Below are 16401 nucleotides of genomic sequence, written 5' to 3'. Positions count from 1 at the left end.
TAGTATCTATAGCGTCGAAGAGCTAGGTTTTTACACCTACCTTTCGATGCTGTAGACAAAGCGATACCTGGTTAAACGTATCCTACTGCTTTATAGGTTACGTATCCAACCAGTTCTTTCAGAAGTGAGTATGCGTACGCAAACGACTCTTCGTGCGGGAAAAGCCATTCGCCGGGCATAAATGATCGTCGCGTACTCATAAAGCTCCCAGGAAACGGGATTACAGTAATTCCCTCTTTCTGAAAGCAGGCAACGGCCCGACGCATATGAAAAGCCGACGTAACAAGTACATACCTACTATTCGGAAAACGTTCACGTAGCATTTTACCAGAGAAAACAGCGTTCTCATGCGTGTTACGCGATTTGTTTTCCAAGACAATATCCTCCGTCCGTACACCAGCTGTTTCGAGAAACCTTGCTGTCATCTGGCCTTCGTCGCTGGCTTCCGTTCTTTGAAACGGGAGGTCGCCTGAGCCTCCGCTAATCAGGATTTTCTGCACAGCTCCCTTCTTATATAAATACAGTGCTTGTCCGGCCCGGTCGGCTTCACGATTAAGCAAAAATCGTTTATCGGGTGTTTCTTTCGATACATTAACCATTCCTCCCGTCAGCACAATGGCCACTTTCGTTACCGAATCGGCAGGGACAGGAGCCTGTGGATATTCCCACAAAAGCGCCCACTCATTGACCAGGAATGAATTGCCGAATACGTAAAATATAATTACTGCTACACCAAGGCTACGCTGTCTGACGAGCGCCTTTTTCGAGAAGAAGGCCACCAATAAAGCGGAAAAAAGCCAGCCCGCTGGAGTTAGCAAATAACTGAGTGTCTTAGAAAAGAAATAAAACATAGACTAGATCAGATATGGCAGGCGTTTTGTAGAAGATAAATCTTGGACTAATTCGTGTAAATTTGTCTCTATTCAGCCGCGAAGATACGCATCTGCTTGTATGAAAAATTTCCTTCTACTAGCTCTACTAGGCCTTTTTCTGGCCAATAACGCAAGAGCCCAATCTACTTCAACACAGCCCAATGGATTTAAAATTACTGGCCGCATTCAGGGATTAAAAGACACCACCTGCGTTTTAGCACACTATTTTGGCGCAGGTCAGTACATTCCCAAAGACACAGCCCGCGTTGATGCGAATGGAAATCTGGTTTTTGAAGGTAAAAACACATTGCCAGAAGGCCTGTATATTGCCGTTACACCCAAAAGTCGCTACGTCGAACTGCTGATGACTGACGATCAGAATTTTTCTTTTGAAACCGATACGGCCAATTTCATTAAGCATATGAAAGTGACTGGCTCTAAAGAAAACGAGCTATTCTATTCGTATCAGCAGGAGCTGGGCAATTTTTATGACGAAGCCAAAGCCATTGAGGTAGAGAAGAAAATCCGCAACGATGCTACGTCTTCAGCCCTGGCAACGCAGAAATTGAATGCGCTGCAGAAAAAAGCACAGGATTATCGCGACCAGTTTTCCAAAGAAAATAACGGTACGTTTGCGGTCAAACTGATTAAAGCCTCCGCTGAACCCGATGTGCCGCCCGCTCCTAAAGCAGCCAATGGCCGCCCTGATTCCGTCTGGGTATTCAATTACTTCAAAAGCCACTTCTGGGACGATTACGATTTCTCAGACGAGCGTTTCGTTCGTACGCCTATTCTGCAGCGCAAAATTGATCGTTACCTGAAAGAATTAACCGTCCAGTCGGCCGATTCGCTCATTAAGACTGCCGACTTTATGGTCAGCAAAGCGAAAGCGGGCAAGAGTAAAGAAGTGCTATCGTATGTAATCTGGTACACAACCAGTCAGTATGAGCGCCCTAAAGTAATGGGTACCGACGGCTTGTTCGTTCACATGTTTGAAACGTATTACGCCACAGGGGTAATGCCTGTTACAGACTCGTCGACAATTAAAAACATCGGCGAACGGGTAAAAACGCTCAAACCGCTGCTGGTCGGCAAAATTCTGCCCTCGCCTAACGTAAGCGATACGCTACGTCGGCCAATTGCTTTTCAAAATCTGAAATCAGATTATACAGTCGTCTTTTTCTACGATCCTCACTGTGGGCACTGCCGCGAGAGCGCTCCAAAGATTAAGAAGTTTGTCGATACTTATAAAGGGAAAGGCGTCGATCTGGTAGCTATTGCCATTGATCAAAGCCCCGACGAATGGAAAAAATTTATCCGGGAGTTTAAACTGGGCAACGCCATTAACGGCTACGATTTCACCTCGCGTACCGACTATCGCCATCAGTACGACGTCTGGACGACGCCCACAGTATACGTGCTGGATAAAAATCGGAAGATTCTGGCCCGCAACCTTCCCGTAGAGCAAATAGAAGACTTTGTGCTTTTTCATAAACGACAGCAGGCCAGTAAACCTGCCGTTGCTCCAGCCAATGCGAAAGCAAGCGTAAAAAAATAGCAGCATTCTGAACGTCTACGTCAGGTACGTAATAAACTTTACTGCCTCTCTGGACGTAGACGTTTAGAAGACTGTTATTTCATTTTTGTTCGTTTGACCAGATACGACGTCAGAATCTGGTCAAATCCCTGGGCAATATCAGCCTCAATAAAATCGATTTTATACTGGCCGCAACGCATTTTCAAATCCTGAAAATACGATTTTACCGCTTCCTGATACGTTTCACGAACCTGCCCTGGCTGAAGCTTTACACTCTCACCTGTTTCCAGATCAACAAACTCATAAGGGCGCTCATCGAAAGCAAACTCCTCTTCTGTTTTCTTATCGGTAACGTGAAAAAGCAAGACTTCATGTAAATTATGCCGCAGATGCTGCAGGGCAGAAAACAACGCGTCTGCCTTTTCGACATTTTCAAACATATCGCTGAAAATAACGACCAACGACCGCTTATTGATTTTTTCAGCCACCTGATGAATTACATCTGCTGCCGATGTTTTACGTAACGGTTTCGGCTGCTGCATCAGCTGATCCAGTTGCGTAAACAGTTTATGGATGTGCGAGGGTGTTGATTTCACTGGCGTTTGCACATCAATTGTATCGGCAAACGTAGTCAAGCTAACGGCATCTTTCTGACGTTGAAGCATATACGCCAGACAGGCTGCTGCCATCACACTGAATGTCATTTTGCCATAATTAGCCTCTGGGTAATACATGGACGACGACGTATCGATCAGCAAGTGGCATCGTAGGTTGGTTTCTTCTTCATACCGTTTGACGAATAGTTTCTCCGTTTTCCCGTACACTTTCCAATCGATATGGCGGGTTGTTTCGCCCGTATTATACAGTCGATGTTCAGCAAACTCAACCGAAAACCCATGAAAGGGAGATTTATGCAGGCCGGTAATAAAACCTTCTACCAGTTGACGAGCTAAAAACTCGACATTGCCAAACGAGCGAATCTGCCCCAGATTAAGCGTTTCTTTCATGATTGATGCCAGATTGCTTTCCTGTTATTCATAACGAACGAACAAAAGGCCAACGTGTCTACAAGCTACAAATCATATGCCGGATAACAAAAAAAGAACCGTTCAGCGCCCGTGTCAGGAATTGCACGGATGAGCGTTGAACGGTTCAACCATCATAACACGTCCCTACGGCCGCGTCAGATTACAATACTGGCTCCAGCATAGGCTGAAAAGCATCAGGAGTAGTAAACGGGGTATCAGGTGTTAAAGCGGCTAATGCCCGGCTTCCTTTACCGACAACCCGAAGCGACACATTGGCGACTCCTTTAGAAACCATACCAAGTGCATCTGCAGCCGCGTGAGTAAGATCGATCACACGACTTTTTGAAAATGGACCTCGATCATTGATTCGTACAATTACCGAACGATTGTTGTCCAGGTTAGTTACCTCAACGAGTGTATTGAGGGGCAATGAACGGTGAGCACCTTCAAGAGCAGCTGCGCTAACGCGCTCGCCATAAGCGGTCTTACGACCATTGAACTTCTTGGAATAAAAAGACGCTTTGCCTTTCTGTATGAGGCTCGGGAGAGCCTCCGCCGGTTTTATGCTGCTAAAAAACAACATAAGGGACATGATATAACTCATACAGCTTTTGGTTACGTGAAAAAAATAAACGAAGGCAATCAGTTGTATCTTCCGATCTCCTCCGTCCCCAAAAAGTGCAATTCCTACAAAACAAAGATAGGTTAAATGATGCTAACAACCAAGCTTTTACCGAAAAAACTGTGGACTGGCCTCTACAACTCTACCTGCTTTCGGGGAGAAACTACCCCGAAATATATTTATGGCCTATATTTTTGTTCTGCCCTGAATGAACGTATCTTTAGCGTTCACGAACGTACTAAACCTCACTGATTGTGGACGAAAGAGAACGGGAAAAGATCTATTCCAAACGAGTACGGGCGGGTAAACGGACGTATTTTTTCGACGTCAAATCAACCCGTGGTAATGATTATTACCTGACCATTACCGAAAGCCGCCGACACCCCCAGGGAGATGGATTTGTTTATGAAAAACATAAGCTTTTCCTCTACAAAGAAGACTTCGATAAATTTATTGAAGCACTACAGGAAACGGTAGATCATGTGAAAGTCGAACTGATGCCTGACGTTGATTTCGCGCAATTTGCCCAACGCGACGAACAGGATGATTTCGCCAGCGAGTTCAAATGGGACTAGATTCGCATTGACTCGTCAAAACCGATCCCAGCAAACAATCTTCTATGATTTAACCCTATACTTCCACTTTTCCTTTACGATTTAATAAGCCTTGGCTTTAAGCTAAAGGCTTTTTTTGCGGTCCGCCAATACAGGTGTACTTTTGCAGAAAAACTAAATGACGATTGAGTGAATGAGCACCAGAACGAATAGTCAATACTAGGCTATTTAGTCCACCTTCGCTCCGGCGGCCAGATCATTCACTCATTCACAATCAATTATGGGCTTACAATGTGGTATCGTAGGTTTACCAAATGTGGGAAAATCTACGTTGTTTAACGCAATATCAAGCGGGAAGGCCGAAGCGGCTAATTACCCGTTCTGTACAATAGAACCTAACGTTGGTGTCGTTACCGTCCCCGACGAACGTCTGAACACACTCGAAAGTCTGGTAAAACCACAAAAAGTGGTCCCCACCATTATTGAGTTTGTCGACATCGCCGGATTGGTAAAAGGAGCCAGTCAGGGAGCGGGCTTAGGCAACAAATTTCTGGCCAACATCCGCGAAGTTGACGCTATCGTTCATGTGATCCGTTGTTTTGAAGACGAAAATATCGTTCACGTTGAAGGAAAAGTAAATCCGGTATCGGATAAAGAAATTATTGACGCGGAGCTTCAATTAAAGGACCTGGAATCTGTCGATAAAAAAATCCAGCGAATTGCAAAAGCGGCTCAGGTTGGGGATGCCAAAGCCAAAGCAGAACTGGCCATTCTGAAAGAGTACAAAACAGTGCTCGAATCTGGAAAAAGCGCTCGCACAGTGCAGATTTCACCAGAAGACCGGGAAGCCGCTATCGGCGATATCTCGCTGCTCACAATCAAGCCCGTTATTTACGTAGCAAACGTCGATGAAGGCTCATTACCAAATGGTAATGAGTATTCCGATGCGTTACGCGAATCGGTTAAGGATGAGGGAGCCGAGGTTATTATTATTAGCGCCAGCATCGAATCGCAGATTGCCGAAATGGAAGATCCCGACGAACGGGAAATGTTCCTGAGCGAATATAGTTTAACCGAATCGGGCCTGAGCAAGCTGATCAAGGCTTCGTACAAATTACTAGGGCTGATTACGTATTTCACGGCTGGCGTTAAAGAAGTTCGGGCCTGGACAATCCATAGAGGGTGGAAAGCCCCGCAAGCCGCTGGTGTGATTCACTCCGATTTCGAAAAGAAATTCATTCGGGCGCAGGTCATGAAACTACCCGATTTCGAACAATTTAAAACCGAAGCCGGTGTTCGCGAAGCTGGAAAACTAGCCGTAGAAGGCAAAGAATACGTTGTTCAGGATGGCGATATCATGGAATTCCTGCACAGCGCATAAACCGTTGCTTTATGAAATAACGAGCAAATGGGTTGATATGCCATATCTTGGAGATATGGCATATCAACCCATTTGCTCGTTATTTCCGTTTATTGACCCCCACTCGCTGATAGGCCACTAACTGATCAGCGCGAGAAGCTGGCGGACGGTGATAGACAAAAACTTCATAATCGTTTTCGGTTGACGAATAGCTTCCCTCAATATAATTCTCATCAACTTTTGGCGGATTGGTTGTCGTCTTCACTACGTAATCGTAATTATAAACGCCCTGCTTAAGTAATATAGCTGCTCGGTAAGCGCCCAGAATGGCGTCATACGTCATTTGGTTACGCTCCGTTAATTGCCAGAAATTGAAGGCACCATTAACATATAAATCTACGCCTGGCAGTTCAGGAATTTGAAGCGTAAACACGGTCTCAATATAATCGCCATTGGTTGCTCCGTTGCCGGTTTCCCGCTGGTCGATTACGAATAAGCCGTTGAAATCATCGCTCTGAATATAGGCCCCCTGACTACGTGGTTTATCGATCTGTACGTAGGCAATATTACGATCAGCATTTCGGTCGATACGATCAATGTAATTGGCTCTGGAAAGAACCGTCCGCGTATCAAAGAATCGAAATTCATTCCCGCCCGGCAACGTATTACTTAGATCGATCAATCGATACTCCAGCATCTGATCGAAAGCCTGCACATTGGTTGGTCGCAAGCCACGAATTACACGATCATCGCGGTAATTCTGACGTATGACGACTTTAAAATCGTCCTGTGGAGAAATCACCTGATAGCCTTTGTAGCTAATGGCCATATCAATTTGCTGATCAGAAAACTGCCGCGATGGATCGGACGAGAAATGAACACTGGCAGCGACCGATATTTTATTCTGATACGTACTAAACCGACGGGTAAACATGATCGAATTACGATTGCGCTCGTCGTATACAACCAGCACATAATTTCCTGGCAGCTTTACGCGTGGAATCACGAATCGATAATGATAATACGGAATTTTGGTATTGAGCGAAACCTGATAGTCAGTAATGGGGTTGTCGTTGTATTCGTACGTAAATTCAATATCGTTTAGTACCGACTGCTGCCAATCGGCATTGCAATGAATAAGTTTAGCGCGAAACGACCGATAGTTAGCGGTTAAGTCGTCAAATTCGAGTTGCAACGGAATTTGCTCATCAAGCGAAATAACGGGCGGGTTGAGGGTTAAGGACGGATCATTATGACTTCCATTGACGAGTGGGTACAGCAACACCGTTGCTATCTTAGCATCAATGATCTGATCAACGGTTTGTATTTTTTGCGCCGGTAGCAACGTAGCGTAACAACATAGTAACGTAACAGCCAACAGCCTGAGAGAGACAGTCATTTGATTCTTTTTAACGTAACGAATAAGTCTATGAACGTTATGCTAACGTTCTGATCGGGCAAAGATGGTAGCCTTTGCCGAATTTTAAAATTGATAACTTTGGCGAAGGTCTCCTTAACTAATCCATGGTAAACTATAATCCGAAAGACTGGTTCCGGTTCATTATCACCTTCAACCGAGCTGATACCGTTCGCAAATTACTACCGGCTATCCTCAGCATTGGTCTTTATTCGCTCATTATAGTTCATATTATTGAGTTGCTCGATCTGAGCGACAATCCGCATCTCAAGAATTTTTCGCTCATGCACTCGCTGCTGAGCTTTGTGATTTCGATGCTACTGGTTTTCCGGACCAATACAGCCTATGACCGCTGGTGGGAAGGTAGAAAGCTGTGGGGCGGTCTGGTCAATAATACACGTAACATGGCGCTGAAACTTGACCAGTTACTGGATGTTAGCCAAACCGATGTTCGTCAGTTTTTCCGGGCTATGATTCCTAATTTTGCCTTTGCGCTGAAGAATCACTTACGCCAGCACTCGATTGAAAAGGAGTTTTCAGAAACGTCGCTTTTTCCGATCACCAATCTGAATATGAGCGAGCATGTTCCTCAGCAAATAGCCCTGGCTATTTTTGGCAAAATCAACGATCTACAGCGCAAGGGAATTTTACTACCTGAACACCTCATTATTCTGAACCCAGAAATTCAGTCATTGATGGATACCTGTGGCGCCTGCGAACGGATCAAGAATACGCCCATTCCTTTCTCGTACAGCTCGTTCATCAAGAAATTTATTTTTGTTTATTGCATGACGCTGCCGCTCGGCTACGTATCAAACCTACACTATCTGGTTGTTCCGCTGGTCATTTTTGTTTTTTACGTGTTAGCCAGCCTTGAAATCATTGCCGAAGAAATCGAAAATCCGTTTGGAACCGACGATAATGATCTGCCTCTCGATACAATTTGCACGAACATTCAAAAAACAGTAACCCAATCGTTCGACCATTCGGCCAAACGAATACAAATGGCCGAAACACAGCGGCAGCAAAAAGGCTTTTCTTACGAGAACTGAGTTGATCAAGCAATCTATAGTTACTCGAACAAACCGATCTGCCCGGCTGGCCGAAACAACCTGGTGGTTAATGTAGGATGCTGTCGGTCTTTCAGGAATTTCTGACAGGCAATCTGGTGCAGCTGAGCAATATGCCGCGCATAATTTCCTTCCCCCACCATTCGTGTCGAAAAACGTGAATCGTTCAGTTGTCCGCCGTGGCAGTCGGCAATCTGCCGCAGAATTCGTTCAGCCCGGTCGGGGAAAGCCTGATTTACCCAATCCGTAAACAAGGGGGCAAGTGCGCCATTTAGACGAACAATGGTATAAGCCGACCAAAGCGCACCCGATTCAGCGGCTAATTCAACTAGTTTCGGTATTTCGTGGTCGTTGAGGCTGGGAATAATTGGTGCAGTCATAACCCCTACGGGAATCCCCGCTTGATGCAACGTAGCCAGTGTTTTTAAACGCTGAGCGAACGTAACGGTACGTGGCTCCATCAGCAGCCGTAATTCTTCGTTTAGAGTAGTGATCGTTATGGCTACGCTGACAAGATTCAAGTCGGCCAACGGCTTCAGGATGTCCAGATCGCGTAGAATGAGTGCATTTTTCGTAATAATCGATACCGGATTTCGATAATGCAGACACAGCTGTAGCATCCGACGCGTCAGTTGGTAGGTCCGTTCGGCCGGTTGGTAACAATCCGTATTTCCCGAAAAGAAGAGAACCACTGGCCGATAGGAACGCGTCTGAAACTGCTTCTCCAGCAGCTCAGGCGCATTTTTCTTGACCATTATTTTGCTTTCGAAATCCAGCCCCGCCGAAAAGCCCCAATACTCATGCGTAGGTCGGGCATAGCAGTAAATGCAGCCATGTTCGCAACCCTGATATGGATTTACGGAAGCCGAAAAGCCAACATCCGGGCTTTTCGAACGGCTGATAATCTGCTTGGGAGCATCGTCGAGAAATTGAGTTTTGCGGGCTGGCTCTGTGAAACTATCCACAGCCCATTCTGCTTCGTCGGGTTCAAGGCGGTTCTTCAGGTAGGGGTTGGCCGTATTAAACTGCGCCCCTCTCCCCTTATTATACGTCGGCTTCATATTACAAATGAAATATAATTATATTTCATTTGTAATATGAAGCCGACTATTTTAGGTAATGGTCATGCTAATTTTTTTTCCCACTCTTCAGCTTCCATCATAGCGGCTTCCCATTCATCCTGTATTTGGCCGATTTCAGTTTTAACCCGGTGGTATTCGTCGTTTTTAGCCTGCATTAGCTTACCGTCTCCATACGTAGCAGGATCGGCCAGCTCGTCTTCGAGCCGCTTTTTACGTTCTTCCAGCTGAGCAATTTTTGTTTCGGCTGCCTCGGCCTGCTGATTTAGCTTACGTAGCATTTTTTGCCATTCTTTTCGATCCTCTTCCGAAGGTCGTCCATTGTCGGCCTTACCATTACTGGATTGCGGCTGGCTGGCTACAACAGGGGCTGGTTGAGACTTTGGCGTTTCAGCAACTTTGCCATCTTTGCGCTCTTCCATCCACCATTCGTATTCATCATACGTACCCGGATACTCCTTAATCTGCTCATCTTCGATGTACCAGATTTTGTTGGCAATCTGCGACACAAAGTATCGGTCGTGCGATACCACTACGTACGTACCTTCGTATTGCTCCAACGCCTGAATAAGAATATTGACCGATTGCATATCCAGGTGGTTGGTCGGTTCGTCAAGCAGTAGGAAATTTGCTTGCGAAAGCAACACTTTTGCCAGTGCTACACGTGATTTTTCTCCCCCTGAAAGAACTTTGATTTTCTTAAAAACCTCGTCATTGGAGAAGAGGAAGCAGCCTAATACACCCCGTAATTCGCCCTCTGTTTTGGTCGGATTCGCATGTTTTAGTTCTTCGAGCAACGTATCGTCTACGTTCAACGACTCAAGTTGGTGCTGTGCATAAAAGCTAAATGATACGTTATGTCCCAACTGCCGACGACCATCGTTCAGTGGCTCACTCCCCGAAATGATACGTAGCAACGTCGATTTCCCACGACCATTAGCGCCAATCAGCGCTACTTTATCACCCCGCTCCAGTCTGACGTCGGCGTGAGTCAGAATTCGCTTGGGTCCGTAATGTTTAGTAATATCCTCAAGATGGAGAATATGACGGCCTGGCTGGGTTGAAAACTGAAATTTGAAATTAACCCGCGCCGTTTCATCGATAACGGCATCGACCAGTTCCATACGAGCCAGTTGCTTTACGCGGCTTTGGGCCTGCTTAGCCTTGGTAGCTTTAGCTTTAAACCGCTCAATGAAGCGCTCCGTCTGCCGGATTTTAGCCTGCTGGTTCTCGTAAGCACCTTTCTGAATTTCGTTACGTAACGCTTTCTCTTCCAGATAGAACGAATAATTACCACCATAGTAATTTAACTTCGTACCAGATACCTCAACCGTAACATCAATCACGTTATCCAGAAATTCGCGGTCGTGCGATACTACCATCACAGCTCCTTCGTAAGTCTGAATGTATTTTTCCACCCACTGAATCGACGGTAAGTCCAGGTGGTTGGTTGGCTCATCAAGCATCAATAAAGAAGGCTTTTGCAACAGAAGCTTAGCCAGCATGACGCGCATTCGCCATCCCCCCGAAAAGGTGCGTAACGGCTTTTGCAGGTCTTCGGTCGAAAAACCAAGACCTTCCATAATTTCTTCAGCTCTAGCCTGTACGGTATAGCCATCCAGCGCGTCGAACTCTTCCTGCACCTTGCCCAGCTTATCGACCAGTTCATCGCGGTAGTTGGTCTCCATCTCATGAAGTAACTCATCGATCTGTTGTTGCAGTTTATTCTGGCGTTCGAACGCCTGCATCGCCACCGACAAAATAGAGTCGTCGGTCTGATAAGACAACAAATCCTGATTTAAAAAACCAATGGTTACGTCGCCAGCTTTGGAAATGGTTCCGCCATCAGCCTGATATTCGCCGTTGATAATTCGCAGCAGCGTCGATTTACCAGTGCCATTGAGACCAATCAGGCCGATTTTCTGATTGGGTTTAATATGAAGCGAGGCATTTTCATACAGTGCCCGGCTACCGAGATAGTACGAGAGGTTCGTGATGGAAATCATAGTGCAAATTTACCAAAAACGGTTGGCCTATCGCAAAAAAGGAGTGGCAAAGTATTGCGTCTCTACAAATGGGCTACTATATTTGCACCCGCTAACAGCAAAAAAGCCTCCTTAGCTCAGCTGGTAGAGCGACGCATTCGTAATGCGTAGGTCGCAGGTTCGAATCCCGTAGGAGGCTCTGTTTTTGACTAAAGGCTAATCAGTTTTCGAGCGTAAAACCTCAAAATCAACTGATTAGCCTTTTTCTGTTTATTGTACTTAATAGAAAATAGCCAGGTTACGTAAAGTAAATCCGTCCCCTCCTATTGAAATTGTTGTATCATTGGTTTCAACCCGATACATCAAAAATCGTTCTCTGTATGAAGTTCATGGCTTATCTGGACAAAAGATCATTACTGAACGAAGTAAAAATGGGTCAGACTGCATAGTCTGATTTCGCATAACCTAGAAGCTGTATTAGCTGAGACGATATCAGGATTTAACTCAAATCGGCAAGTCAATGGGTTTTGCTCATAAGCTAACCACGAAAATATCCCAAAAGACGCCCGACTCAGCTTGCAGTCGAGCGTCTTGCTAAAGTTCGTACGCTCCTTGATCAACCATTTATACTGAAAAAGCCGCTCTCCGTCGCTGTTTTCTGCTGCTTATCCATTCCTTCTTTTGCTATCTTCTATCCCCCTATACATTTGTCCGTAGATGAACACCGGTTGTCCACCAACGGACAGTTACCCAGTATGGCATACTAATTAAGCCACTGATAATCAACAGACACTACTAGTTGGCACAACCTTTGGCATACAGTAAACAACGAACAGATAAACAACACCAGAACAACACTAAACACAAATACAACCATGTTAACCTTCCTATCAAACCTCGCCCTTTCTGCTCTGATCAGTGCTTCGACATTCACCAATCCGGCCACTCCTAAAGCCAACGCTTTTGGTGCCAGTGCTTTCGTCACCATCGACAATCAAGTACGGGTATCGGTGGTAAAAGGAGCGGACGCCCCGGCAGAGATCGTTCTACGTAATGCCAACAATCTGGTGATCTTCCGTCAAAGCCTGGATAGGAAAGATGAGAAGTGTGCCCTGAAGTTAAACGTCAATGAGTTGACCGATGGCAAGTATGAGCTAGAAGTAAAATCCGGCGACAGCAGCATCAAGAAAGAGCTAAACCTATCGACTCAGACTGTTCAGCAGAATAGCCGTGTGGTAGCCATGCAGTAACACCGTCCCACCACCTACATTCAAGAGCCCGGCCTAAAAGTCGGGCTTTTTGACAGTAGACAAGAATTTTTAAGTTGGAACTGGAAACCGGACTGCTACTGGCGGCCCGGTTCTTTGTTTTAACACAATGATGGCAGCTTGCTCATACATTTATCCGATTGAAAGCCATCTCTAGGCTTGCTAGTATTGTACTCGTTTAATGGCCCTGCTACTAATTGAGGCATCAGTTAAACTATAGCGAGCCAAGTCCGCCTACTCCATGAAACTAGTCTACCCTTTACTTAGCTTAGTCCTGCTGATTTCACCATTACGGGCGCAAACCAATTATATTCAACGGACAGCCAATTCCGCTACGCCATCCACCAACAATACATTTGTGGGCTATGAATCGGGCAACACATCCATGACCGGTTTTAATAACTCTTTCTACGGAGCACAAACCGGCAACATTGTTTCCTCAGGAGCTAATAACACCTTTATAGGGGCTAGTGCTGGTAGGTTCACCAAGACTGGAGGATTAAACACCTTTATTGGTAGCACAGCGGGTTTGTTTACTGATGTGGGCACCAATAATAGTTTTATTGGCGCGGTAGCCGGTCAGCAAAATACCACGGCTTCCGCCAACACATTCATAGGGAGTTATGCCGGCAGCAAAAACAGAACAGGACCATCTAATTCGTTTGTTGGCGCTTATTCGGGCTTTACAAACGAAGTTGGCTATAGTAATACTGTTATAGGAGCTTATGCTGCCTATAAGAATGCAACAGGAGCCCACAATGTAATGATCGGCGACTCGGCAGGTTATACGACCACGGTGTCTGATCAAGTTATGATTGGCTCTAAAGCAGGTTTCAATACCACCACAGGCTTCCAAAATACATTTGTGGGAACTCAATCGGGTTACTCAAACACGCTTGGTGGTCTGAATACCTTCATGGGCTATTTAACAGGCATTAGTAACCGGACCGGTTCAGGCAATACGTTCACAGGCGGGTTGGCCGGTTACAGTAATGATAATGGCACAGGTAATACCTTTATCGGCAGCAATGCGGGCTATAGTAATGGTTCGGGGAGCAGCAATGTGTTCGTTGGCGCGTCGACCGGGGGTAATAATACAAATGGCACCAACAATACCTTTGTGGGTAGCCAGGCGGGCATTAACAATACGACGGGTAGCAATAATATCATCATTGGCCCTAACTCTGGTAGTGCTATTACAACCGGCAGCGATAACGTACTGATGGGCTATAACAGCCAAGCCGAGGATGGTCTTTACAATGCCACAGCCATCGGTGCCAACACACGGGTTGCCATTAGTGATGCTGTTATCCTGGGCAATCAGGCCAGTGTCGGTATAGGCACCTCAGCACCAACCGCTCGACTAGAAGTAAATAGTGGAACGGATAATGAATCAGGTGTTCGTCTAAGTCGACTCACGGCCAATAGCCCAGTTCAGCTTGCTACAACAGATAAACTACTCACGGTTGATGCTACCGGTAAGTTGGTACTAACCTCCTCAGGCCATTACTCAGTACGTAGCGAAGCGGATTGGTCGGATAAGGTGTTTATGAGTGGCTACAAGCTACGTTCGCTTTTAGAAGTGGATAATTTCATCCAACAATATCAACACCTACCAGGCGTACCTTCTGCGGCTGAGGTTGTTGAGCAGGGTATCGATGCGGCCAAGATGGATGCCAGATTATTGGAAAAGATTGAAGAGTTGACGCTATATAGTATTAAGCTCGAGAAAGATAAGCAGCACATGAAACGGGAGTTACAGCAACAACAAGCAGAGATTGATGAGCTGAAGCGTTTGGTTAAGCAGTTATTGGAGAAAAAATAGGGCTGTAAAATAGCAGAACACATAAGCCAGGTTTCCTATGAAATCTAGCTTATGTATTGATAGATTAAAATGATATGGGATCGTTCAACTCGTATTTTAGCAAGAACGTTTTTGTGATTTGTCTCCGTAAAATGAGCGATTTCTGAGATTGGCAACCTGTCAATCATTTCTATCCCCTCACCCTTCACTTTTTGCCAAATGACAACTAGTGTTGATGTGTGATGGTTAGCAACATCCGCTACAGTTAGGAACATACTAAGTTTCTGAGAAAAAGACTATTTTCGGTTAGCCATTCTTTTTTAACCTTAACCATGTCAGCTTCTCGAATTCAGGCGCGTCAAACTTGACTAGCCGTCTGTAAATAAGTGGGCTCGGTCAGCATAGCCGCTCGTCGATGTGGTATTGCTCGATCAACACTTCAACGATGACGGTCCGCCGTTGCGGATCAAACGACAAGCCAATGAAGGACTAGTTGACCTGCCATGTCCTAGAATAAGTTTACAGCCCCTAACTGAGCTGTAAACTTATTCTAGGACATGGCATCGCTATCACAAATAGGTTTGTAAAACACGTATAAAATAAAGGAAACCACCCGCTTACCTCTGACCAAGCCAAGCTACCAATAAAAGAAACTTGTGTTTATGATAAAAATACAACTTGCTGTCGATCAGCATCCTCCGGCTCCAATAAAAATTTTAGTTATTTCATCGCCCATCACCTATTCCTTTGTCCACTTTTTATAAGCCAAATCTACCTATTAATTATCAGCCATTTTATCAGTTCAAATCTTTTAGAGAGACTCCGTTTTTGAATAAAGGCTAATCAGTTTTCGAGTGTCAAACTCCAAATTTACTGATTAGCCTTTTTCTATTTAGTTCGGGGGCAATCTACCACACACGTATAACTGTGTATCACAGGCCATATGACAGACTTATGATAAATGCCTGACGTATACAGTCAATGGATACTAAGATTCCAGACCACACTCAAAACCAAAGGACCTACTCTGCGGAATCAGCCCCTTGGTTCATGATCAAAAAAGAGCAATTACTTCATAATCACTTTGACTTGCTGACGCTCATAAGCCCCCTGAACACTGAGTAGCAACACCCCTCGGCTATACCCCACCGGTAAACTCATCCGCTCCAAGGTGCTAGCCTCGTCAATACGTTGCCGGCAGACTGTTCTACCCTGCTGATCTACCAATTCAGCCGATACTGATTGGCGGGCAGCACCCCGAATCTCGATCTCCACAAACTCACCTTCCACCGGGTTGCCCAATACGGTCACCTCCAGTCGAGTCTGGACCTCTGGTGTAGCCAACCCGAGCCGGTGCTGAACAAGCTGCCAGCCAGTTGTAACGGTAACTAACCTCTCCTCCACTGCCCACCTGTTGAGCCTTCAAGGTAATGGCCGGATTATCCGTGTACAAATTCAGCGTATAAGGACATGACGCCGTGGTGGCCGCCAGCTCATTCTCCACCCGAAAACTGATGGTCTGGCCAGTAACACCCGCGTACTGGGGCGTAAAGCGCACCCGGCGCAGGCCTGCACTCACGGTTTCACAGCTTACCGTCTGTACGCCCGTGATGGCAAAACCAGTCGGCGGTGTCGTAGTCGTGGATTGAGCTGGACTCACCGTCAGCGAAAAGCTGGTCGTGTTGGTCAGTCCACCGCCATCGGTCGTCGTCAGGATCACCGTCGAGACTCCACTCACCGAAGGGGTGCCACTGATGGCTGTTCCCTACAAGACAAGACCCGCTGGTAAACCACTGGCCGATAGG

Annotated in this window: 14 protein-coding genes and 1 tRNA gene; 7 read left to right on the top strand and 8 right to left on the bottom strand. The window is 45.8% G+C overall.

Annotation, left to right across the window (positions count from 1 at the left end):
• Positions 1-71 precede the first annotated feature (71 nt).
• The gene (locus tag GK108_RS05190) at positions 72-851 is read right to left on the bottom strand and encodes a YdcF family protein (protein ID WP_163943943.1); all 780 of its coding nucleotides are present in this window, start codon (positions 849-851) and stop codon (positions 72-74) included.
• 100 nt (positions 852-951) lie between these two features.
• Here GK108_RS05190 and GK108_RS05185 point away from each other — a divergent pair, with 100 nt between their 5' ends.
• Positions 952-2430: a thioredoxin-like domain-containing protein gene (locus GK108_RS05185; RefSeq protein WP_163943940.1), complete on the top strand. Its 1479-nt coding sequence runs from the start codon at positions 952-954 to the stop codon at positions 2428-2430.
• Between the two features lie 74 nt (positions 2431-2504).
• Here GK108_RS05185 and GK108_RS05180 read toward each other — a convergent pair whose 3' ends face one another.
• A complete protein-coding gene (locus GK108_RS05180) occupies positions 2505-3416 on the bottom strand; it encodes a DUF58 domain-containing protein (protein ID WP_163943937.1) in 912 nt (303 codons plus the stop codon).
• A 181-nt stretch (positions 3417-3597) separates the two neighbouring features.
• Entirely contained in the window at positions 3598-4041 is a 444-nt protein-coding gene (locus GK108_RS05175; protein WP_163943936.1) for a septal ring lytic transglycosylase RlpA family protein, read from the bottom strand.
• 272 nt (positions 4042-4313) lie between these two features.
• Between GK108_RS05175 and GK108_RS05170 the strand changes: the two genes are divergently transcribed.
• Positions 4314-4634, top strand: a complete 321-nt coding sequence (locus GK108_RS05170) for a DUF3276 family protein (RefSeq protein WP_163943932.1) — start codon at positions 4314-4316, stop codon at positions 4632-4634.
• A 259-nt stretch (positions 4635-4893) separates the two neighbouring features.
• Complete coding sequence (gene ychF / locus GK108_RS05165; protein ID WP_163943929.1) at positions 4894-5994, top strand: redox-regulated ATPase YchF; 1101 nt, start codon at positions 4894-4896, stop codon at positions 5992-5994.
• 79 nt (positions 5995-6073) lie between these two features.
• Here ychF and GK108_RS05160 read toward each other — a convergent pair whose 3' ends face one another.
• A complete protein-coding gene (locus GK108_RS05160) occupies positions 6074-7372 on the bottom strand; it encodes a type IX secretion system plug protein (protein ID WP_163943925.1) in 1299 nt (432 codons plus the stop codon).
• A gap of 125 nt (positions 7373-7497) precedes the next feature.
• Between GK108_RS05160 and GK108_RS05155 the strand changes: the two genes are divergently transcribed.
• Entirely contained in the window at positions 7498-8442 is a 945-nt protein-coding gene (locus tag GK108_RS05155) for a bestrophin family protein (protein ID WP_163943923.1), read from the top strand.
• A gap of 20 nt (positions 8443-8462) precedes the next feature.
• Here the strand turns inward: GK108_RS05155 and GK108_RS05150 are convergent, their stop codons facing one another.
• Positions 8463-9521, bottom strand: coding sequence for a PA0069 family radical SAM protein (locus GK108_RS05150; protein ID WP_163943920.1), 1059 nt, complete (start codon positions 9519-9521; stop codon positions 8463-8465).
• A 62-nt stretch (positions 9522-9583) separates the two neighbouring features.
• Positions 9584-11545, bottom strand: a complete 1962-nt coding sequence (locus GK108_RS05145; protein ID WP_163943917.1) for an ABC-F family ATP-binding cassette domain-containing protein — start codon at positions 11543-11545, stop codon at positions 9584-9586.
• A gap of 105 nt (positions 11546-11650) precedes the next feature.
• On the opposite strand from GK108_RS05145, the gene GK108_RS05140 reads away from it, so the two are divergent.
• The 3 genes from GK108_RS05140 (at position 11651) to GK108_RS05130 (ending at position 14617) form a co-directional block, all read left to right on the top strand.
• Positions 11651-11723: transfer RNA gene (locus tag GK108_RS05140), tRNA-Thr, on the top strand.
• Between the two features lie 676 nt (positions 11724-12399).
• A complete protein-coding gene (locus GK108_RS05135; protein ID WP_163943914.1) occupies positions 12400-12774 on the top strand; it encodes a hypothetical protein in 375 nt (124 codons plus the stop codon).
• Between the two features lie 259 nt (positions 12775-13033).
• Positions 13034-14617 (top strand): hypothetical protein, encoded by a 1584-nt coding sequence (locus GK108_RS05130; RefSeq protein ID WP_163943911.1) that lies wholly within the window; start codon positions 13034-13036, stop codon positions 14615-14617.
• A 1047-nt stretch (positions 14618-15664) separates the two neighbouring features.
• On the opposite strand, the gene GK108_RS05125 is transcribed toward GK108_RS05130, so the two are convergent.
• Both GK108_RS05125 and GK108_RS05120 read right to left on the bottom strand, forming a co-directional pair.
• Positions 15665-15907, bottom strand: coding sequence for a hypothetical protein (locus GK108_RS05125; protein ID WP_163943908.1), 243 nt, complete (start codon positions 15905-15907; stop codon positions 15665-15667).
• Positions 15876-16334 carry a hypothetical protein gene (locus GK108_RS05120; RefSeq protein WP_163943905.1) on the bottom strand — a complete coding sequence of 153 codons (459 nt, stop codon included), beginning with the start codon at positions 16332-16334 and terminating at the stop codon, positions 15876-15878. Before GK108_RS05120 ends, GK108_RS05125 begins: the two co-directional genes overlap by 32 nt.
• Positions 16335-16401: the final 67 nt, after the last annotated feature.

Source organism: Spirosoma terrae (assembly GCF_010435915.1).
Taxonomy (GTDB): Bacteria; Bacteroidota; Bacteroidia; order Cytophagales; family Spirosomataceae; genus Spirosoma; species Spirosoma terrae.
The sequence above is the reverse complement of the archived record's forward strand: the minus strand, read 5'-3'. Positions and strand labels throughout refer to the sequence as shown.